At 51.6% G+C, this 21,130-nt stretch carries 19 protein-coding genes and 1 pseudogene; 9 read left to right on the forward strand and 11 right to left on the reverse strand.

Going from position 1 to position 21,130, the window contains the following annotated elements; all coding sequences use genetic code 11:
* Window positions 1-20: 20 nt before the first annotated feature.
* Entirely contained in the window at window positions 21-854 is an 834-nt protein-coding gene (locus ACEW81_RS13495; RefSeq protein WP_373533521.1) for a hypothetical protein, read from the reverse strand.
* A gap of 224 nt (window positions 855-1,078) precedes the next feature.
* On the opposite strand from ACEW81_RS13495, the gene ACEW81_RS13500 reads away from it, so the two are divergent.
* Window positions 1,079-2,383, forward strand: a complete 1,305-nt coding sequence (locus ACEW81_RS13500) for a glycosyltransferase family 39 protein (protein WP_373533522.1) — start codon at window positions 1,079-1,081, stop codon at window positions 2,381-2,383.
* Here the strand turns inward: ACEW81_RS13500 and rlmD are convergent.
* Together rlmD and ACEW81_RS13510 are read right to left on the reverse strand one after the other, a co-directional pair.
* Complete coding sequence (gene rlmD, locus ACEW81_RS13505; protein ID WP_373533523.1) at window positions 2,367-3,671, reverse strand: 23S rRNA (uracil(1939)-C(5))-methyltransferase RlmD; 1,305 nt, start codon at window positions 3,669-3,671, stop codon at window positions 2,367-2,369. The genes ACEW81_RS13500 and rlmD overlap by 17 nt on opposite strands.
* A 13-nt stretch (window positions 3,672-3,684) precedes the next feature.
* Window positions 3,685-4,707 (reverse strand): acyl-CoA thioesterase, encoded by a 1,023-nt coding sequence (locus ACEW81_RS13510; protein WP_373533524.1) that lies wholly within the window; start codon window positions 4,705-4,707, stop codon window positions 3,685-3,687.
* 424 nt (window positions 4,708-5,131) lie between these two features.
* Between ACEW81_RS13510 and ACEW81_RS13515 the strand changes: the two genes are divergently transcribed.
* From ACEW81_RS13515 to ACEW81_RS13535, 5 genes are all read left to right on the forward strand, one after another.
* Window positions 5,132-6,160, forward strand: coding sequence for a fumarylacetoacetate hydrolase family protein (locus tag ACEW81_RS13515; RefSeq protein ID WP_373533525.1), 1,029 nt, complete (start codon window positions 5,132-5,134; stop codon window positions 6,158-6,160).
* 211 nt (window positions 6,161-6,371) lie between these two features.
* A complete protein-coding gene (locus ACEW81_RS13520) occupies window positions 6,372-6,926 on the forward strand; it encodes a hypothetical protein (RefSeq protein WP_373533526.1) in 555 nt (184 codons plus the stop codon).
* Window positions 6,927-7,071: 145 nt separating this feature from the next.
* Window positions 7,072-7,434, forward strand: coding sequence for a hypothetical protein (locus ACEW81_RS13525; RefSeq protein WP_373533527.1), 363 nt, complete (start codon window positions 7,072-7,074; stop codon window positions 7,432-7,434).
* Window positions 7,435-7,552: 118 nt separating this feature from the next.
* Window positions 7,553-8,665: a homogentisate 1,2-dioxygenase gene (locus tag ACEW81_RS13530; RefSeq protein WP_373533528.1), complete on the forward strand. Its 1,113-nt coding sequence runs from the start codon at window positions 7,553-7,555 to the stop codon at window positions 8,663-8,665.
* Entirely contained in the window at window positions 8,662-9,285 is a 624-nt protein-coding gene (locus tag ACEW81_RS13535; RefSeq protein WP_373533529.1) for a flavin reductase family protein, read from the forward strand. Before ACEW81_RS13530 ends, ACEW81_RS13535 begins: the two co-directional genes overlap by 4 nt.
* 80 nt (window positions 9,286-9,365) lie before the next feature.
* On the opposite strand, the gene metH is transcribed toward ACEW81_RS13535, so the two are convergent.
* Entirely contained in the window at window positions 9,366-12,932 is a 3,567-nt protein-coding gene (metH, locus tag ACEW81_RS13540) for a methionine synthase (protein WP_373533530.1), read from the reverse strand.
* Window positions 12,933-13,064: 132 nt separating this feature from the next.
* Between metH and ACEW81_RS13545 the strand changes: the two genes are divergently transcribed.
* Complete coding sequence (locus ACEW81_RS13545; RefSeq protein ID WP_373533531.1) at window positions 13,065-13,433, forward strand: hypothetical protein; 369 nt, start codon at window positions 13,065-13,067, stop codon at window positions 13,431-13,433.
* 47 nt (window positions 13,434-13,480) lie between these two features.
* Here ACEW81_RS13545 and ACEW81_RS13550 read toward each other — a convergent pair whose 3' ends face one another.
* The 3 genes from ACEW81_RS13550 to ACEW81_RS13560 form a co-directional block, all read right to left on the reverse strand.
* Entirely contained in the window at window positions 13,481-13,675 is a 195-nt protein-coding gene (locus tag ACEW81_RS13550) for a hypothetical protein (RefSeq protein WP_373533532.1), read from the reverse strand.
* Between the two features lie 245 nt (window positions 13,676-13,920).
* Window positions 13,921-14,898: a TIGR02757 family protein gene (locus tag ACEW81_RS13555; protein WP_373533533.1), complete on the reverse strand. Its 978-nt coding sequence runs from the start codon at window positions 14,896-14,898 to the stop codon at window positions 13,921-13,923.
* Between the two features lie 45 nt (window positions 14,899-14,943).
* On the reverse strand, window positions 14,944-16,215 hold the full coding sequence (locus ACEW81_RS13560; RefSeq protein ID WP_373533534.1) for a phosphopentomutase: 1,272 nt from the start codon (window positions 16,213-16,215) through the stop codon (window positions 14,944-14,946).
* A 231-nt stretch (window positions 16,216-16,446) separates the two neighbouring features.
* Here ACEW81_RS13560 and ACEW81_RS13565 point away from each other — a divergent pair, with 231 nt between their 5' ends.
* A complete protein-coding gene (locus ACEW81_RS13565; protein ID WP_373533535.1) occupies window positions 16,447-17,115 on the forward strand; it encodes a hypothetical protein in 669 nt (222 codons plus the stop codon).
* A gap of 157 nt (window positions 17,116-17,272) precedes the next feature.
* Here ACEW81_RS13565 and ACEW81_RS13570 read toward each other — a convergent pair whose 3' ends face one another.
* The 3 genes from ACEW81_RS13570 to ACEW81_RS13580 all read right to left on the reverse strand — a co-directional run bounded on the left by ACEW81_RS13570 (window position 17,273) and on the right by ACEW81_RS13580 (window position 19,015).
* Window positions 17,273-17,746: a cell division protein SepF gene (locus ACEW81_RS13570; protein ID WP_373533536.1), complete on the reverse strand. Its 474-nt coding sequence runs from the start codon at window positions 17,744-17,746 to the stop codon at window positions 17,273-17,275.
* 97 nt (window positions 17,747-17,843) lie between these two features.
* Window positions 17,844-18,527 carry a YggS family pyridoxal phosphate-dependent enzyme gene (locus tag ACEW81_RS13575; protein WP_373533537.1) on the reverse strand — a complete coding sequence of 228 codons (684 nt, stop codon included), beginning with the start codon at window positions 18,525-18,527 and terminating at the stop codon, window positions 17,844-17,846.
* A 74-nt stretch (window positions 18,528-18,601) separates the two neighbouring features.
* Complete coding sequence (locus tag ACEW81_RS13580; RefSeq protein ID WP_373533538.1) at window positions 18,602-19,015, reverse strand: hypothetical protein; 414 nt, start codon at window positions 19,013-19,015, stop codon at window positions 18,602-18,604.
* Between the two features lie 320 nt (window positions 19,016-19,335).
* Between ACEW81_RS13580 and ACEW81_RS13585 the strand changes: the two genes are divergently transcribed.
* A complete protein-coding gene (locus tag ACEW81_RS13585) occupies window positions 19,336-20,421 on the forward strand; it encodes a hypothetical protein (protein ID WP_373533539.1) in 1,086 nt (361 codons plus the stop codon).
* Here ACEW81_RS13585 and proB read toward each other — a convergent pair.
* A pseudogene (gene proB / locus ACEW81_RS13590) lies at window positions 20,348-21,058 on the reverse strand (glutamate 5-kinase); the annotation flags it as partial. The gene ACEW81_RS13585 and the pseudogene proB sit on opposite strands and share 74 nt — an antisense overlap.
* Between the last annotated feature and the right edge of the window lie 72 nt (window positions 21,059-21,130).

A 21,130-nucleotide genomic window follows, 5' to 3' on the forward strand; every position in this document is an offset into this window, starting at 1 on the left:
CTCGCTTGTGCCTTATGCTTTTAGGGTGTTCCGCAATTTTTTCCGGTATCTTTTCCGCCAGTGCTTTTACAAATCATGCTGGCCTTTTGATCGGTTTCTTTTGAATCGGTGACGTCACTCACCTTTTTGGGGTTCGTATTTTCAGACAGCACTTCGTTGGTGGTATCACTGGTGGTATTGGCATCGTGTCTAATTTCTTCTGAAATACTGGATACCTTGCCCTTCACTGCGTTGCCCATCCCGGAAGACAAAATTTGCTGCTTCATCTTTGCCAGTTTGGCAGATAGGCCTGTATCGCCTAATGTTGAGGCCAGTTCAAAGGCGGTCATTCTGTTGCCATCCACCACTACCACGCTGTTTCTAAATTTATCCATATCCCCGTTGCTATATTCGGAAAGCTGTTCCAGCATCTCCTGAAACCGGGCGATTTGATGGGCGGTATTGGCCACATCTTTCACCAGGTTTTTATCTTCCCTGGAAATATGGGGCAAGGCACTGGCTAGGTTGTCTCCCGCCATGGCGTTCAGGCCCAATATTTTTCCGTTGGCGCCAGTGGTCAGTGTATTACCCACATCATTCTGGGCAGAAAAAGCATCGGCGTTTAAATTTTGTCTGGAAACACTATTTTGATTGCCCAGTGCTTTGATGGCCGCTAATTCGGTGGCTTGCTCATTGGCGGCCATGGTGTTGGCTTTCATGCTTACTTTCAGATTACCAACCTGATTGCTAAAGGCCCCACTAAAGGCCAGCAAGGTGGTCAGGGATACCAAACAAACCATGCTGGCGATTAAAGCGTATTCAGCCATGGTATTGCCGCGATGTTGCTTTAGAGGAGTTGGTTTAAGCTGAAACATAACACCCTTTCTGGAGGGAACACTACTCATAGAGCCTTCATATTGAATATCGATCGCTTCTCCGCTTTCTGAAGTTCAGGTTGGCATTTATTTACAATTGTTGGGGCGCTTTGCTAAAAATAGCCTGGAATGCAGGCTTTTAATTCTCTACGTCTAGCCTGTATTACGTGAGAACCAGCCCTTTTGCTTATAATGGGCTTTAGCTGTTGGATGGTCAGGTTTGAATGATGATGCGCTTTTCGGTTTCCGGTTTCACGATGGTTCGTTTGCAAAAAATTGGTTTTTGGCTAATTTTGCTCGCTGGGCTTTGGATTCGCCTGCAATTTGCTTTACAAGTGGATACCCCTTTAAAGTCGGATATGTCCAGTTTTAACGCCAAAGCCCTCACTTTAATGGAAACAGGGGCCTTTAACACCAGTAAGGATGCCTTGAGCTTTGGGGCCTCTACGTATCGGCCTCCTTTTTATCCTTTGTTTTTGGCAGGCATCTATCGGCTGTTTGGGCCACAGGTTCGCAATGCCTATATTGCCCAAAGTTTGTTGGGGCTTTTGTTGCTGGTTGGGGTTTACCAGTTAGGCAAACGAGTGTCCACTCCCGCCATTCAAAGGCCGGTGGGCTTAACGGCCATGGCCGCTTGTGTGCTCTATCCGCCCCTCATTGCGTACTGCGGCATTCTTCTGTCTGAAATCCTGTTTATGACATTGCTGGTTTGGGCCGTGTGGCTAACGCTGAACCCAAAGCAGAGCGCCAAGGGCTGGTGGTTAACCGGTTTTTTATGGGGCATTGCCAATTTAACCCGCCCCATTAGTTTGCCGCTTTTGTTGGGGCTTTTGTCGCTGATGTGGTTGTACCGCCAAATGGGCTGGAAATCCTTGCTGAATGTACTGGCTGCTTTTTTCCTGACCCTGTCCCCCTGGGTGATTCGCAATTATCTGGAGTTTCATGAATGGGTGCTGGTGGATAACTCATCGGGGGTGAATCTGGTTGCTGGCAATAACGATAAGGGCAAAGGGGACTACACGCGCGGCTATGATCAGAGCTGGATGTATCAGGACGCGTTGCGGAAAAGCAGGAATATTGTGGAGCTGGATCGGCATTTAATCCACAACAACCGGCTCTGGATTCAACAGCACCCCTGGCAATACGCTCGGCTGTTTTTTAAGCGGGTGGGCTATTATGTGGTTTCAGAACACGAATTTTATTTTCAGGATTACCACTGGAACCGCATTCCCTGGCACAACACGGCCCTCAATCTGGCCTTTCGGGTCACCCTGCAAACCGTGGCCTTGCTGGCGCTGATGGTGTGCGTGATCGTGCGCTATCCCCATGGGGTTTATCTGGGGTTTCTCGGTTTTTTCTTTTATGTGTTTCCGGCCATTGCGTTGTATTACACCCGTTATCGTCATCCGGGCATTCCGTTTGTGTTTATTTTGGCCGCTGTGGGGATTTTTGGCAGCTTAAACGCCTGGCAGACCAAAGCCCGCCAGGCGAAAGCAAACACTCAACCTGTGCTTAGCGAGAGAGGCTAACCACGGTTTCCACGTGATAGGTGTGGGGGAACATATCCACGGGCTGCACCATGTCAATTTTCCAGCCCTGAGCTACCAGCAGTTTTAAATCACGAGCCAGCGTGGTGGGGTTGCAGCTGACATACACCAGCTGTTTTTCAATGTGCTGACTCAGCCAGTTGAGTACTTCCGGCTGACACCCTCCCCGAGGGGGATCCACAATGGCCACTTCAAATTTTTCATTGAGGGCGCGCAGCGACTGACGGGCATCGCCTGTTTTCCAGGCCACGTTGATAATCTCGTTCATGCTGAAGTTTTCGTGGGCGTCGGCTTCAGTGGACGGGGAGGATTCAATGGCCAGAACCCGCTGGGTGCGTTTGGCAAAGTGAATAGAGAACAGTCCCACGCCAGCATAAACATCCAGCAAAGAATCAATGGACTCTGGCAGCGCTTTTTCCAGAATGTTCAGCAATGTTTCCGCGCCTGCGTAACTGGTTTGGAAAAAGTGGCCAGCGGATACCCGGTACTGGTTTCCGGCCAGCGAAAATTCCAGTGCGGAGTCGCCTGCCAGTGGGCGGGGTGTGGCGTCCTTGTTGCCAGAATCCAGATAGCAAACCCCCTGAATGGTCGGGAACTCTTGCATCAACTGTTCAGCCAGCGGTTTTAAGGCCTGATTTTTTTCACCGCTCAGCGTTAACAAAATTTCCTCTTCCGGGGCGGGGCTAATGAACGCCTCTATCCGTAACAGGCCGGATGCCAAACTGGCGTTTTCCCGGATGAGTTGACGCATGCGAAGGGCCACCTGATTTAAAGCGTCAGGGATGACATGGCAGTGATCAAACTCAACAATGTCATGGCTTTGGGCCTGGTAATAGCCCAGTTTATGAATGGGGTTTCCGGCAAGCTCGTCCCCAGCGGGTTCAATTTCCCACTGCACACGGTTTCTGCTTTTCCAGCCGTCATCATCAACAGACAAGGTGGGCAGTACGGCCACATCCGGCATTTTTCCAATTCTGTTCAGGCTTTCCAGCACAATGTCATGCTTCCAGGAACGCTGGGCGGTAATGGAAAGATGCTGCCACTGGCAGCCGCCACATTCCTCAAACACCGAGCAGGCGGGTTCAACCCGCTCGCCGCTGGGGGTTACAATGCTTGAAATGGTGGCCTTGGCTGGTTTGGCGCTACCACGAACCCGCTCCACGCTCAGGATGTCCTGCGGGGCGCTGTAGGGTACAAAAATAACTTCGCCTTCCGGCGTGCGGCCTAGACCTTCTCCGCCGTAAACCAGTTTTTCAATGGTTAGTTCCAAAATATAACCTCGCTTATAATTGACTTTGGGGAGAAGCGCCAACCGGCTCACTGTTGCCTTTAAAGCCCAGGGCCTGTAGCTCTTCCCGTTCTCTGATTTCTCGACGCACATCCGCCAATTCGGCCCGTTGGGTTTGAGTGGTGGTGTAAGGCGTCCAGGGCGGTACTTCACCCGGCCGCCCATTGGGACCCAATTTTACATAGACCAGATAACTGCTGGCCACCCGACGGGGTTCGGGTTGATTGGGATTTTTTGCGTAAACCTCTACCTGCACTTCCATGGAGGTGTTCCAGGTTTTGGTGAGTATGGCCTTGGTTTCAACCGTTTCGCCAATAAAAGTAGGGGCAATAAAGCTCATGCGATCCTGACGGACACCCACCACCGGCTGGTTCAAAGCTTGTTTTCTGGCAACCTGACTGCCTGCCTCATCGATGAGGGACAGCATAATGCCGCCAAACACGTTGGAATGGGCATTGGCATCATTGGGGGTCATTAAACGACTAACCACCAACGGCTCATCGCTGTCCTCAATGGGAATAAAAGGAGCGGTTTTGCCTTCCGCGGCCCGGTTTTTCTTGCGTAAGTCCGCCCCTAGCGCCAGTTGAAATTCCTCAGCGCTTTGAGGCTGATAAGGGGGGAAGGTCATTCTTTCCCGGTTTTTGTCGTTCAGGGCCACAAAAACCAGATAGGAAGTGGCGATATCCCGCTTTTCCCCACTAATAATGTTTTCCGCCTGAACTTTAACCTCGGCCTCCATAGAGCTGCGCCAAACCTGGCTAACCCGGCTTTCCAGCCGCAGCATTTCCCAAAGCAGGATGGGCTGGTGGAAGTTGGTGCGATCCAGTGACGCGGTTACTACCAACCCTTTTTTGCCATCCTGATTCAGGTGGCGCAAGGCGGCTTCACTGCCCACAATGTCAATCAGCTTCAATACATGGCCCGCGCGCATAAATCCAGCCTCATCCAGCAGCCAGGGGTAGGCTGGTGTACGGATCAGGTGATGCGGAACAGGGTTGGTGTCGTGCGGATTGGTCATAAAGATGTCCCCGGTGGGTTGGTGACGATTGGCAAGACGGGCGGAGCGGGTCTTAACCGGTTGGGATGAGAGGAATGACTGATCATAGAGCCGAGACTAGATGGGATGACAAAAAGAGCGTCGTAGGATGCAATCAACAATAAAACAAGATGCAATCAAACAAATGTAATCGAAATTGTAGTTTGACAAAGCCCTTGGGCTAAAAACCTGACAAAAGATGACAATCTCATAGTTTCACCTTCATATCATAGAACACACAAGTTTATCCGCAATCCATAATTGCCTTTTTTACATTGAAAAATAAAGATCCATAAGCAAAGGGGGCGGCTTTCATTTATGGCTTGAGGGTTTACACTGGGGTTTGTCAGGGCTGGATGATTCCACAGGCGTTGGATGATTTCACAATCAGGAGGCGGCGTACTGTATGAAGTTATCCACGTTTGAAGTGAAAACCAGCTTAGGATCGGCTCAACGCATTGGACTGGTGCTGTTTCCACCCGGAAGTGACCCTAATACTCAGGCCCCCACGCTGGTTGACCTGAATGCCGCCTATGCCTGGATGTTGCTGGAAGCAGGGCAAAAGCCATGTCCCCAGCGATGGGCCGATTTTCTGTTTCCGGCGGATATGCGCGCCTTTTTGGAGTTGGGTGAACCGGCCCTGGATGCTGCCCGTGAGGTGGAGCAACGATTTTTGGCCGTGTTAAAAAATAGCCAGCCAGAAGATTTATGGGGCGGCGCTGGGCAGCGTTTAGCGTTTGCCCGGCATGAAGTGACCCTGAAAACCCCGGTTCCCAACCCCAAAATGATGCGGGATTTTCTGTCCTTTGAAGTGCATACGGCCAATGGCTTTAAGCGGCGCAACGAGCCTATTCCTGATGCCTGGTACAAAATGCCGGTGTATTACAAGGGCAACCCTCATACTTTAATTGGGCATGACGAGCCTGTGATGTGGCCCAGCTATACCCGAATTTTTGATTATGAGCTGGAGCTGGCCTGCATTATTGGCAAACAGGGTAAAAATATTACAGCGGAAAAAGCGGCTGATTATATTGTGGGCTACGCCATTATGAACGACTTTAGCGCCCGTGATATTCAGAAACACGAAATGATGTGCCGCTTGGGACCGGCCAAGGGCAAAGATTTTTGCACCGCCGTTGGCCCGTGGCTGGTTACGGCGGATGAAATTAAAAATCCCCGTGATTTACGAATGATAGCCCGCATTAATGGCGAGGTTTGGTCGGATGGCAATGCCGGTACCTCTCACTGGACTTTTGAGCAGATGATCGAGCATGTTTCCAAAGAGGAATGGATTTATCCGGGAGACATTTTAGGCTCTGGAACGGTTGGTTTCGGCTGTGGGCTGGAGCTGGATCGTTGGCCTCAGGCTGGCGATACCCTGGAGCTTGAAATAACCGGGCTGGGCATCCTCAGAAACCAGATTCTTCAGCCGTAAGCGCTTTAATCAGGCTGTCTTTCTCAACGCTGTATATCCAAAGGCATGCCTTGCGGGTCTTTAAAGATGCATTATAATGATTAAATCAGGTATATGGGTTATTGAATATTTGGGTGAGGCAGGCGAACAGGCGTCCACTGGGGTCAGCATTTGAACGCTAACTTTCATTGGGCTTGACTGGGATTTGAGCATAGCGGGAGTGAAAACATAAATGTCGGACAGGCGTTTTTACGATGGGGATCGTTTGGTCGGGGATTCCATTAACATCACTCGGCAATTAACTCAGGATTTGCAAGGGGTGATTGCCGCCGGGTTTAGCTTTATAGCGATTCAGGACCATCAGGCGGATCACCGGTTGGGCAACTTGAAATCACTGGGCAGTGAGACCATTTTGCCGTTGTATAAATCCAAAAACAAACGGCGGGATTACGATCAGGTGGCAGAATTTCATGTGGCCCTTAACTATTTGCGGGTTTTAGAGCCGGAAGAGCGGCAAAGCGTCTCTCAGCGGATACTGGGGCTGGTCAAATTCGCTCAGGATTATCAGGACAAGTGTAAATTCAGGGCCTTGTTGCCCAATAAAAAAAAGCTGGAAGAGGTGCGGGACGCTTATCTGTCTTTAGAGACCGACCGGGCGGCTCTCTATCTGGAAGCGGTGCAGCGTGAGTTTAAGGCCAGTTTATCCACTCTGGAAGTGCCTCCTCCGCTGTTGCAAAAGCAAGGTTATATTTCCGATGGCAGTACCATCCATTTGGGCGAGTTTTAAAACGGTCAGCATCATTTGGCACAAGTTTTAATAGGCAGGAAACAGGGCTTGAAATCACAATCATGCTTGGCAGATTGCGATGTTCATGGGAACTTGAAATGTTGAAAGTAAACTTGCAATTAATTCAGAAGGTTCACTCACCGTTATGTTCAGCCTATTTTCCCGTTTGGGGCTTAATACCGCTTCATCTCCCATCATCCCTGCCAGTTCCGCTCCTTCGCAAAAACCCGATATGATTTCGAATTACCATCAGCAAATTGTGGAAAGTTTGAATGAACTGAAACAAGATCAGTTTAAAACCCGTCAGGCGATGCAAGAGCAATTGAATCGTCAGCGTCAGGAACAGGCGGCTGGGTATCAAGTGCTGGCCAATGCTCAGGATCGCATTCAAAGCAATCAAACCCGGCTGTTTAACGAACAACGCTTTATGATTGTGCAAATGGATGACTTAAAAAAACGCTTAAATTTGGGGCAGTTTAACGCCCTGCGTTCAGTCCAAAGTCGATAGTCCTCATTAAAGCACTCCAACTTATTGGCTTGCCTGCCGTAAACCCTATGGAGGGCAGGTTCTTTTTCTGCTATTCTATGGCCAGGTTTGAGCGCTTAACAGACGGAAAGAGGGGTTTATGTATCCGTTAGTGAAGGGAATTGTGACCCGGCAAGCGCATGTGGCATTGCCGGAAGGAACCTTTGAGGACGAGCATGGTCGGGATGGCTTTTACGGCCCGGTATCTCACTTGTACCGAACCCATGCCCCCACTGGCTGGAGCCGGATTGAGGGCCCTCTGAAGCCTCGGGCTTTTGATTGCGCCAAAGCCTCTGGCCCTAATTCTGCCGCCATGCTGGACCGGGTGCCGTTGCTTTATAACGAGGATGTGGTGCTTCATTACGCCCGCCCCACCCAGCCCATGCCCTATTATTTCCGCAATGCGGATGGGGATGAGGTGTATTTTATTCATCGTGGCAACGGGGTGATTGAAACCGACTTTGGGCCGCTTGTGTTTGAACCGGGCGATTACTTGGTTATTCCCAGAGGCACCACCTATCGCTTGCTGCCGGAAACCACCGACAATGCGTTTTTGGTGATTGAATCCTTCAGCCGCATTCATCAACCCGATCGAGGGCTGATGGGGCAACATGCCTTGTATGATCCGGCTATGGTTAAAACCCCTTCTCCCCAGCCTATTGAGGATAATAGCGAATGGGAGGTGCGTATTAAACGGCTGAATGAGCTGACCTCCGTGTTTTACCCCTTTAATCCCATGGACGTGGTGGGCTGGAAGGGCGACTTAACCGTTTGGCAACTGAATATCCGCGATTTCCGACCGGTGATGTCCCATCGGGCGCATTTGGCTCCCAGTGTGCATACCACCTTTCAGGGCAGTGGTTTTGTCATTTGCTCCTTCGTACCCCGCCCGCTGGAGGAAGACCCAGAAGCCGTGCGGGTGCCTTTTTACCATCGCAACATTGATTATGATGAGGTGCTGTTCTACCACTCCGGTCACTTTTTTAGCCGGGATGGCATTGATGCGGGCATGATCACCTTTCACCCGCAGGGCATTCACCATGGGCCGCATCCCAAAGCGGTGAACGCCAGCAAACAAAAAACGGCAACCGATGAAGTGGCGGTTATGCTGGATGCTGAAAAGCCGTTGCGTATGACCCCGGAAGCCCAGGCCGTGGAGTGGCAGGAGTATTACCTGTCCTGGCAATCAAAACAGGAAAGCAACAACCCATGAGTCGTTTTATTACCCTTGATCCTGCTGAAAATTCCACCCAGGATAACTACAAATTGCTGATTGGCAGTGTGGTGCCTCGACCCATTGCGTTTGTCTCTACCCAGTCCCCACAGGGGCAACTGAATTTGGCCCCCTACAGCTTTTTTACCGGGGTATGCTCCAACCCGCCCACTATTTTGTTTTGCCCCATGGTCAGAGGGTCTGATGGGCAGAAGAAAGATACCTTGCTCAATATTGAGGCCACCGGGGAATTTGTGGTGAATGTGGTAAACGAGGCCATTGTGAGCCAGATGAACCAAACCGCCGCCGAATTGCCGCATGGGGTGAGTGAGTTTACGGAGGCGGGCTTAACGCCTACGCCTTCCATCATTGTTAAACCGCCCCGTGTGCTGGAATCTCCGCTGAGTATGGAATGCAAGCTGCAACAAGTGGTTTATGTAGGCGACGGCAGTCTGGGCAGTGGTAGTGTGGTGATGGGAACCGTGGTGCGCTTTCATGTGCGAGAAGATCTCTACCATGCCGGACGCATTGATACAGCCTTGATGCAGCCAGTGGCCCGCCTGGCTGGTGCCGCTTACTGCCCGGTTCGGGATATGTTTGAAGTGCAGCGTCCTTCGTAAGGGCTGGATAGCTCGCAAAAATTTCTGTTCATGGTTTACATAGACGCCCATGGCTTGCGCTGTGGGTTTGGCGTGCTGGTTTAACGCACGTCAAAGTAGCGGGCTTGAGGGTGATGCACAATCAGGGCGGAGGTGGATTGTTCCGGCTCCAGCATAAACTCTTCGCTTAAATAAATGCCCACCCGCTCGGGTTGTAACAATGAAAAGAAATGGGTTTGATCTTCCAGATTGGGGCAAGCAGGATAGCCGGGGCTATAGCGGGACCCTTGATACCCTTGGGCAAACAGGCGCTTGATATCATCGGCGTCCTGTCCGGCAATGCCCCATTCTTCACGCACTTGCTTGTGCCAGTACTCGGCTAGCGCTTCCGCCATCTCCACCCCAAAACCGTGGAAATACAGGTAATCGCTGTAGTTATTGGATTCAAACAATTCCAGCGCGTATTTAGAGGCCTCTTGCCCCATGGTGACAATTTGCATGCCCAGCACATCCATGCGATCTGAATCGCTGGGGGCGAAAAAGTCTGCCAAACACTGTTTTTTCTGGCCGCCACGGGGAAAAGTAAACCGTTCCCAAACCACTTTGCGGGCTTCGTTCACCCAGGCGTCCGGCTGGTACACCAAAAGTGAGTTTTGCTCGGACTGGCACGGGAAAAACCCGTAAATCACCTTGGGTAGTAATAAACGCTCGTCTATCACCTTGCGCTTTAAGGTTTCCAATACCGGCACAATTTTTTCAGCCACAAACGCTTCATGCTCTTTGGCGGAACGGCTGCCCCGTTTTACTTGCCACTGTCCCGAAAACAGCGCCTGCTGATTCAGATAGGGGTACAGTTGGGTGAGATCAATTTCTGTAACGATTCGGCTGCCCCAAAAGGGTGGCGCTGGAATGTCCACATCCAGCCGAATTTCCGGGCAACGTTGATAATAATCCGGGGAATCCGGTGGCAAGCCACTAATGCCAGTGCTGATTTCGCCTACCGCCTCATAAACAGGCTCCCCACTTGAGCTGACCAGTACCTTGGATAATTCCGCCGGGGCAGACAATTCGCCTGCCGCTTGCTGCCCATTCCCCATAATGGCTTCCATGGCGTATAGGCCCGAAAAGGCATCCTTGGCGTAATAGACCTGGCCGCCGTAAATATTCTGGCAATCTTCTTCCACAAAGCGCTTGGTCAGGGCCGCCCCGCCCAGTACCACGGAAACATCAATGCCCCGCTCTTTCATGGCCATCAGGTTGTCTTTCATAATGGCGGTGGATTTTACCAACAGGCCGCTCATGCCAATAGCATCGGCGTTATGCGCTTCCAGGGCGGTTAGCATGGTTTCCAGCGGTTGCTTAATGCCCAAATTAATCACTTTATAACCGTTGTTGGTCAGGATAATATCCACCAGATTTTTGCCAATATCGTGAACATCGCCCTTCACCGTGGCCAGCACCATCACCCCCTTGGAATGGCCGCCATCCACCTTTTCGATATAAGGTTCCAGAATGGCCACACAGGTTTTCATCACTTCCGCCGATTGCAACACAAAGGGCAATTGCATTTCGCCTTTGCCAAACAGCTCGCCCACGGTTTTCATTCCGTCCAGCAAAATATCGTTAATAATGGTTAAAGCGGGATAGCTTTTCAGCGCTTCCTCAATATCGGGTTGCAAGCCGGTTTTTTCGCCGTTGATGATGCGGTATTTGAGCCGATCCTCAATTTGCTCGGGCAGCTCTTTTTTTCTTTTCTCAACCGCTGTGCCGCCATGTTCCTCAAAATAAGCCATTAGCTCAATCAAGGGATCAAAAGTCACTGTGCCGTCTTCGGCAATTTCGCGCTCATCGTAAATCAGTTGGCGGCAAAGTTCCCGCTCTTTCTCGCTAATGCGGTGCAAGGGCAACAAATGGGCGCTGTTAATAATGGCCATATTCAGCCCGGCTTCCATGGCGTAATGCAGGAAGACGCTATTCAGCACATGCCGCACGGCGGGTTTAAGCCCAAAGCTGATGTTGCTAATACCCAGCACAAAGCCCACTTCCGGGTAGGCTTGCCGAATCAGTCGAATGGCTTCGATGGTTTCAATACCGGCTTTTCGAAATTCCTCATCGCCGCTCCCCAGCGTAAAGGTGAGGGTATCAAACACGATATCGCCTGGTTGCATGCCATAACGATCCACGGCCAAATTGTAAATGCGCTGGGCAATTTCAAACTTGTGTTGCGCGGTTTTGGCCATGCCCGCTTCATCAATGGTTAAGGCCACCACGGCGGCCCCAAATTCCTTGCACATGGGCAAGATGACTTCCAGCCGCTCTTCCCCATCTTCCAGGTTAATGGAGTTGACGATGGTTTTACCGGCCACCAGCTTCAGGGCCGCTTCAATCACCGGGGCCTCAGTCGAATCAATCATCAAGGGCAAGTCAAGCTGGGCGTTAAAGCGGGTGATGGTTTCCACCATGTCTTTAATTTCGTCGCGGCCCACGTAAGCGGTGCAAACGTCCAGCAGGTGGGCGCCTTGCTCTAGCTGATGCCGCCCAATGTCTACCAGCGCATCGTAATCATCTTCGGCCAACAAATCCCGAAACTTTTTACTGCCGTTGGAATTGGTGCGCTCTCCCACCAGTACCGGCGGGGGATTTTGAAACATGGGCACACTGGTATACAGGCTGCTCAGGCTGTTTTCATAGCTCACTTCCCGTTTGCCGGGGGCCAAATTGCCAATGAGATCATCCACGGCCTTGATGTGTTTGGGGGTGGTGCCGCAGCAGCCGCCCACAATATGCACGCCCAAATCTTTCACAAAATGCTGTAAATGGGCTGCCAAATCTTCCGGCGATAAATGGTAATGCGCTTTGCCCCCTACGTTTTCTGGAATGCCCGCATTGGGCAAACAGGAAATATAAAACGGGCTGTTTTTGGAAAGATAACGCACATGGGCTGCCATTTCCTGCGGGCCAGTGGCGCAGTTCATGCCCAGTACATCAATATCATAGGGTTGCAGGGCGGTTACCACCGAGGCGATATCCATACCCACCAGCATGGTGCCGGTGGTTTCAATGGTGACTTGCACCATGGTGGGAATATAGCGATTCAGGCTTTTACGAACCTTGGCCACTGCGGCCATGGCGGCTTTGGTTTGCAGTAAATCCTGACAGGTTTCAATCAGCAGCATGTCCGCGCCGCCGTCCACCAGCCCGCGCACCTGATCCAGATAAGCGGCCTTTAAATCATCGTAGGCGATATGGCCCAAAGTGGGCAGTTTGGTGGTGGGCCCGATAGACCCGGCCACAAAGCGGGGCTTGCCGTTGCCGTTTTTAGAAGAAAAATCCAGAGCCACTTCTTTGGCGATTTTGGCGGCCCGAAAACTTAAATCGTAAGCCTGTTCCGCAATATCGTATTCGGCCAGCACAATGGAGGCTGATCCAAAGCTGTTGGTTTCCACCACATCCGCGCCCGCCTCAAAATAAGCGGCGTGAATTTCCTGAATGACTTGCGGACGGGTGCGTACCAAAATTTCATTACAGCCTTCCAGTCCCTCAAAGTCATCTTCTGTAAGGGGATAGGTTTGCAACATGCTCCCCATCCCGCCGTCGAAAAGAAGAACCTTTTCCTGGCACTGTTTAAAAAATGAGTGTTCGGGTGCGTAAGGATGCATATTTGTCATTTTTTATCGATAATAACCACTACTTGAAGTCATCATACGCCCCACTCTCTCGCAATTCAAACTTTTTCCGGTAAATTCACTGAATTTAACTATTGATCGGTCCTGAACCGCGCTCGTACAAGGAGTTTCTTCGTGAATCGCAATACCAAGCTGTTTCTGATGTTTGGCCCATTTGTTCTGTTTTTTACGGCCCTGGCCCTCATGGTGTCCGATGCCCGCCATCCCAGCATTCGGCGGGACGAGTGCGTTGTGACGGGTACCGGGCAGCAGGCTCAGGCGTTTAAAGCCAAAGGCCGACTGATTTACCGGCAAAGCGATAACCTCAATCATGATGTGAGCCTGCGTTGCGAGCAATTTGGCACCTTGGTGCTAAACGACACCCAGCTTTTCATCACCCCGGTGGAAATTGGCCAGGGGGCCTGGGTTTCTCTCAAACGCTATCAATTCTTACCGGAGCGCTGGATGGTGAGCATTTATACCGGCCCCGAAAAAAAGCAATAAAATAAAACCCCGATTGCGAGAACGGTTGCGAGAAAGTTTCCGCTCCGCTAGGAGCGCTTCATGTACAAATAATCCCGAACGTACTCTGGTTTCAGTGCGGGCAATTTGTTCCAAAAAATAGCGAGTAATTCTTCTTCCGGCAGTTCCCGTACAATATCCAGCACCAGCGTTTTCACATCCAGGGTTTTAATCAGTTCTTCCCCTGCCAAAAGCGACTCTAATTCCTCTTTGGTCATGGTCATTCCCGCAATCTATCCGTACTTTATGTGTGGACGCCAACAAAACTGAAATGGGTGTAGGCCTTCGCCCCTGTGCTTTTAAAATGTTTGAGCCAGTGTCTTTTATGGGTCGCTAAGCCATCCTGAGCTTCATTTTATTATAGTATGCCCCATCCGCTCCCGTCACCTTTTCGGCCAAAAGCGCCCAAAGTGCCAGCCACGGTGAACCCCGCCCATTCAGTTCAGGGGTTACGGGCTAGCAGTTGCCGTTACCGGGGGAATGCTCGCAGTAATTCTTCGGGCAACCGCTTGTCCAGGCTGAAGCCAAACAGGGCGTAATCATACTTCACCGGATCTTCCGGGCAAAGTTGCCGAAACACATCGGTAATGGCCTCAGCGGTTCGCCAGGAGCCGTCTTTTCGGCTGGTGAGCCCCAGTTTGCGGTTCATTTGCATGACATGGGTATCCAGTGGCATTAACAGCTCGGCAGGTCGTAAAGCCCGTTTCCACAATCCAAAATCCACCCGGCCACCAGGGTCGGCGTCTTCTCGCACCATCCAGCGCAAAAACATGTTAAACCGCTTGCAGGCCCCGCCCTTGTCGGGGTGGGCTAACAAAAACTTCAACCCGTAAGTGGGCGCTGGGGCATTTCCCAATAGCTGATTGGTGAATCCCGCTATGCCAGCCTTTAAGCGGGTGGTTTCCGGGTGGCTGTAATCACCCTGGGCTACAGAAGCTTCAAACAGGGCTTCCAGTGAGCCGTACTCCCGGTAAGCCCATTGCAGGCGCTCCCACAAAAAAGTCAGATCTGCCCCCTTGTTGAACCGGTAAATAAAATGCTTAAACCGCTTACCGTCTCGCTGGGGATTGAAGCTTTCCATAAACCCCACCGGGTCCTGATCGGTCATTTGAAACAGGTGGTTGACTGTTTCAATAATGAAATCCCGCCGTCCGTAACTGAACAGGGCGGTGATAAAAGCCACCAGCTCACACGCTTGGGGGTTCTCTGCAAAGCGGTAAGGGATTTGAATGGGATCGCTGGCAATGTAGGCAGGCACTTTATACTGATGAACCAGCCCATCCAGTGCCGGGGCCAAGCCCAACCAGTCGGCCTGGGTGCGAACTGCTATGGCGGGTTGGGCAGGCGCCTTTTTGGAGCCAGAACCCTTTTTTTTCAGCCCAGTGTTACCAGCGGACTGTTTCTTGGGGCTGGCTTTTCTGGGTTTGGGGGGTGCCTGAGTGGTCATCGGCAATGCTTCTGCCCTGCTTGTAGGAGTTTTTTCTCTGCTTTTTTATACAAGTGCCGGGTTTTTCTGGGCCAGCGTTTCCAGCATGTTGTGACCCCGTTGGGCAGGATCATCCAGTTCCAGCCAAGCCAAGGTGGTTTTGCCAATATCGGCGAAGGATTCCCGTATGCCCAGATTGACGGCCGGTAACTGGGGGCTGTAAAGCAGAATGGGCACATACTCACGGGTATGATCCGATCCCGGCGCGGTGGGATCGCAACCGTGATCGGCGGAAATCATCAGCAAATCACCTTCACCCAGTTGGGCCAGTATTGGCCCCAGGGCAGCGTCAAACTGCTCCAGCGAACGGGCGTAGCCGTTCACATCCCGGCGGTGCCCATAGTTGCTATCCGTTTCCACCAGATTGACAAAAATAAACTGTTTATCGGCCTGTGGGTACTCGCCCAGCGCTTTTTTCTCCAGACTTAACGCATCCAAATCCTGCTGGTTTTGAATGAGCTTGTGCAGCACCTCAATGCCTTCCGGGTTGCTGCCGGTATGAATGGAGTGGGTTAGCCCGGAGAAGCAGAAAATATCCTCAATTTTGCCCACGCCCAACACCACGGCGCCGGCTTCCCGAATGCGGTTCAATACGGTTGCTTCCGGGGGTAGTACGGCGTAATCTCGGCGATCCTTGCCTACCCGCTTGAAGGTATCCGGGCTGTTGCCCACAAAGGGGCGGGCAATTACGCGAGATACCTGATGTGGGCCATCCAGAATTTCCCGAGCCTTCTCGCACCACTGGTACAGGGTGGCCAAATCCGTTTTGCTTTCCGGGCCAACGTGGGCCGCAATTTGGAAAACACTGTCGGCGCTGGTATAAACAATGGGATCTCCGGTTTCCAGGTGCTGCATGCCCAGCTCTTCCAGAATTTGAGTGCCGGAAGCAGGCCGGTTGCCCAAAATGTTGTTAATGCCGGTTTCCTGTTTGAACCGCGCCACGATGTCGGGTGGAAACCCGTTGGGGTAGGTGGGGAATGGGGTTTCCAGATAAATGCCTGCCATTTCCCAGTGGCCGGTGGTGGTGTCTTTGCCCCGGGAAAACTCGGACATTTTGCCGTAGCTGCCCAAGGGCTTCTCTTGGGGCTGTACTCGGCTTAAAGGCAGAATGTTGCCTAGCCCCAACCGCTCCAGATTGGGCAGGCTTAGGCTGTCGGCGGCTTGATCGATGTTGCCCATGGTATTGCAGTGGGGGCTGTCTCCATATTCGGGGGCATCCGGCAAAGCGCCCACGCCCCAGGCATCCACTACCACTACAAAAACTCGTTTTACCGACATCTGTGTTCTCCTTTTGTCTGTTTTTAAAAATTGGTTTGGGCCAATAAAAACGGCCCTGCTTCGCAATTTGCCAACCGGTCATGTGGCTCAAGCCTGCCTATCGCATTGAAACGGATTCGTTTTTTGTCTCAACCGGAACCGACTTGGCTTTTTTCGTCTCAAGTAGAATAGTGACATCCACCACGGGTGGGTAAAGCGTTAGGTTTTACAAGATTGGAGCGAATTTCTCTCATGGTATACCACCCTTTTTCGATTACCAAGTGTTTTTCCCGGTGTTTTGCGCTGCTGATGGGGGGCTGTATTGCTGTTGGGTTTTTGACGCCTTCGGCCATGGCCCTGGTTAAAATGGACGCCCAGGCGGTGGATGCGGCGCTGGTGTATGGCATGAAGAATCAGAAACTGGGCTTGTCTTCCATTTTGGGCGACAACTGGATTGAGGGAGAAAATGGGGCGCTGCTGAATGTGTATTCCCCCTTTATGATGCTGGCCACCAAGGCGGCCAAGGCTGGTTTTTCCAGTAACCCTTCAAAAAGCGATTTGCTAAAGGCTCGCAAGCGTTTTGGGCGGGAAGTGGCTTTTTATTCCGATGTGAAGAACCGTCAGCAAGTGAAATTTGCGGTCAGTTTGTATGGCGATCGGCCTTCTTTTGCCAAGGATTACAGCGCTAGAATTGTTGGGTTTGGGCGGGGCAAGGAATTGGATATTGTGCCAGCCAAAGCCAATCTGGATGAGGTTGCCGATCCGGTTACCGGTGGGCAGAGCGGGTCGGCTTACGAGGCGGTTAACGGGTATTACTTTAACTTTGCCGATTTAGAGAATCTGGATGAGTTTACGCTGGTTTTAACCAGTCCTTCCGGCCCCCCGGTGCAATTTCGCATGAAGAACGCCAAGTTGTATTAGTTAAGCTCATAAAATAAGACGATAAAAAGCCCCGGTTTTTAAAGATGCCGGGGCTTTTAAAATAATTTAACCCAGTCTGGACGACTTTTTCACGCTTCGCTTATTAAGAATGATTGGGTCTACGCTTTACCGGGTCCCACTGGAAACGGCCCCTGAGTTAGTAGCTTTGCTTCCAGTAGGCGTCTTCAATGGCCATGGTTTTTTCAGCTTCGGAACGAATGCTTACATTGTTAGGCGTGAAGATGAACACACCATCACCAATGCGTTGCTGATTGCCGTCAATGGCATGGGTGGCACCCGACAAAAAGTCGACAACCCGTTGCGATTGAGCGGTATCCAGCAAATGCAGGTTCAGAATCACCGATTTTTTGGCACGCAGATGCTCAATGATTTCCAAAGCTTCTTCGAAAGCGCGGGGTTCAATTACCACTACCTGGGTTTTTTGGCTGGTAGGATGATCCACCACACGAAGCGCTTTGCGAGTTTTTTTGGACTCATCTAGCGTTTCTACTTCTTGTTCTGGACGGTTATTACGAAATTCGTAATCCTCTTCTATGCCGTAAGCTTCATCCTCAAACGGATCGCCCGACACCCAGTTCTTGATCTTCGTCAAAAGTCCATTATTATTCATTCCGGCAAGGAACCTCCCTGATCTCTATCCTATAAACTGTCCTGTGAATCACCTTGAAGTTTTGCAACCTCGATTGGTTTTTATTGTACGCCAACCGTTAAGTTTTAAAAAGATAATTCCCTATTCTGATTATTGTAGCACCACAAGCCAGCGCTTGGGGAAAGTCATGACTCATTCCCATTGACAATTCCGGCAACGGGATCCCCTGCTGGGCTTCAAGCGCCTCTTTTAGGGCTGAAACGCTATGGAAGCAAGCCTTCAGGGTCGTCTCATTCTGGTTTAATGATGCCTCGGGCGGGGCCATTGTCATTAATCCCTGCAAAACGATCCCGGGTAAGCCCGCAATATGCTGAGCGGAAGCCAAAAGCGCATCCGGCGTGAAACCCATGCGGGTGGGGTCATCGCTGACGTTGACCTGCAACAGTATTTTTTGTTGGTGTCCGGCTGCTTCATTCTGCCGGGAAAGCCGCTCAGCCAAAGCCACAGAATCCACAGAATGAATCAGGGCAAAGCGCCCCACGGTTTTGTTCGCCTTATTGCTTTGCAGGCTGCCAATTAAGTGCCAGTTGAGATCCGGGAATTCTTCCCCGGAAAAAAGCGCCATTTTGGTTAGCGCATCTTGCACCTTGTTTTCTCCAAAGTGGCGAATGCCAGCGTAATAGGCTTCCCGCATCTGCTCAACGCTGGCATATTTGGTAACCGCAATCAAGGTAACCGGACGATCTCCGGCCTGGGTTTGAATGATGGTATGAATGCGTTGCAACGATTCCTGAATCAGCATAGCTATAGCTTATCAGAACCGCAGCGTCCGCAAACGGATTGATGAGTAGGTGTTCTGGTTTGTTTCGTAAGCCCTCAATAATCCGAAGGACGTACAGGATCAAAATAATGGACTTTTTCCTCCGCTTGCCCTGCAATGCGTTGATGAAAAACATCCTGCTGGGGCAACCTTTTTAAGCGGGCATGGGGCAAGGGCTTTTGGAGCGTTGGACCTGAACGAATGGCTTGAATCCGGTTTAAGGCTGTTGTTAAAAGGCTGGTGGGTGTGCTGTAGCGGCCCTGTTGAAAAACAATCGGGTTGCGGGTGTGGCTCTCTATAATGGTGACCGTATTCAGGCCATTTTGTTTGCTTAAATCGATTTGAGCCGGTTTTTCAGGTTGCAGCGATTTTGAAAGCCCTTCTAGCGCTTCTTCTATTTGTTTGGGCTTGAACTGACTTTTAGGATATCGAAAAACCACATTTCCCCAAGTTTTTACACCAATTGACATCAGAATTCCCTCACTTTTTGATTCTATTTTTATTTTCTCAACTTTTTAAGTTTCCCCACTTGGCATTGGCTCTTATTTTCATCCCTCATCTTCAGAATTCAAGTGTTTTTTGATGATTGGGTATCCCCTTTAGGCATCACTCTCCACTGAAGCGGGTTGGTTACTGCTCACTTTCTGTTGACGCCCGATATGTAATGGTTTGTAAATATCATTCAAGTTTAGGTAAAAACGTTCGAAATTCCAAAATAAGACAAAGTCGTTCGAAGCCGGGGCCATTTTTAAAAACCCTGGTCTTCAAAATCAATGAAGAGGGTCCTTCAGTGAACATCAACAACAACCCCAATGCGCAGTCTAATTACACCACAACACCCACTCCTGCCCCCACCCCCGAGCATGAGAAAAAGAAGTTGCATGTATCCCGAGAAGTAGATGGTGTTAATAGTGACGGCGTGGTGGGTGAGTTATTGACCCAGGGAACCCAGAACCTGGCAGATGCCAATAAGTATTTCGCCATGGGCAAATACTTTACCTCTGGCTTGCTGGCCGAAAACAATAAACTGACGCCTGAGGCGGCGAAACTATTCGCCGAACAGGGATCTGCGGGCAGTGCCGATATTTTATCGGCCGATGACATGTATGTGGCCGGTGATCCGGGTGTGGGCGGCAAAAAAAATAATTATTCCTGGGTAGATATTGGGGTGACACCCGGTTTTTACACCATGTTTCAGGATGGGGCTGAAACAGGCTCCAAAATTACGGTTAACGCCCATGTAGAGGCCATTAACCCAGACGGCGACAAAGCCTTTACCGAGTACGGCTTTGTGATTCAGGATGATTTAGGCATAAAAACACAGGCCACTCTATCAGGTGGCCAGCTCACCATTGTGGATGGCAATGGACAGAGCAGGAAACTGTTGCCCCCCAATGACGTTTATTTTGTGGGCAACACCATGGATCCCACCGCCAAGTTTTATTACGCCGATGTACCCGGCGCAGGCAAAAATGGAGAGCCTGAGAAGCGCTTGATGGTTGATTATTATGAAAAACCGACCCCAGCGACTATCGCTAAACTGGTGGCTGAGGGGGTTGATCCTTACCGTGCCTCTACCCTGAGATCCAAAACCAGTTTGAGCTATGGCTTTCGGGTGCCTGATGGCGTCAATACCTTTGCCTCCTCTGAAGGCGTTGGCGCTGGTGGCGCCAAGAAAGTTGCCAGTAATGGTGTAAAAACTTACTACGACTCCCATTACGGTGAAGGCCCCTGTACGGTGATGGATACTTGCATCCTGACCCCAACCCCAACCCCTACGCCAACCCCTACGCCAACCCCTACGCCAACCCCCCCGCCACCGCCGTCCGGGCGGCCAGGAGCTTGGTCTTCATGCCGCCCTTCGACAGCCCGCTGATCGGATCGCCCGCCATCGCCTCGATCTCGGGCGTGATCCGCTCCACCAGGTCGAACCGCTCTGCCGTGGGGTCTTCCTTCGGATTGGCCGAATAGAACCCGTCCACGTCCGACAGAAGGATCAGCTGATCCGCCCCCACCGTCACCGCGATCTGCGCCGCCAACCGGTCGTTGTCCCCGAACCGTATCTCGTCGGTCGCCACCGTGTCGTTCTCGTTCACGATGGGCACCACGCCCAGACCCAGCAGCGTCTCCATCGTGGCGCGCGAGTTCAGGTAGCGCCTCCGGTCCTCGGTATCCTCCAGCGTCACAAGCACCTGCGCCGTGGTGATGCCATGCGGCGCCAGCACCTCCTCGTAGGCCCGCGCCAGACGGATCTGCCCCACCGCCGCCGCGGCCTGGGACTGCTCCAGCGTCAGAGGTCCGTCAGCCAGGCCCAACACCTTGCGCCCCAAGGCGATGGAGCCAGAGGATACCAGCACCACATCGGCTCCCCGCACCTTGGCCTCGACCACGTCCAGAGCCAGGGCCGAAAGCCATCCCTGCTTGAGCCCGGTCCTGCGGTCCACCAGCAGTGCCGAGCCAATCTTGATGACCAGCCGCCGCGCCGACCGGATGTCGGGCGCGGAAATCGCCATCACGGCTGCCACGGTCCGTCCTCCGCCTTTGCGGGCGCCTGCGCCCCGATCCGGGCGAACAGCGCCCGCAGC

It is taken from the genome of Vampirovibrio sp., assembly GCF_041737375.1.
Classification (GTDB): Bacteria; Cyanobacteriota; Vampirovibrionia; order Vampirovibrionales; family Vampirovibrionaceae; genus Vampirovibrio.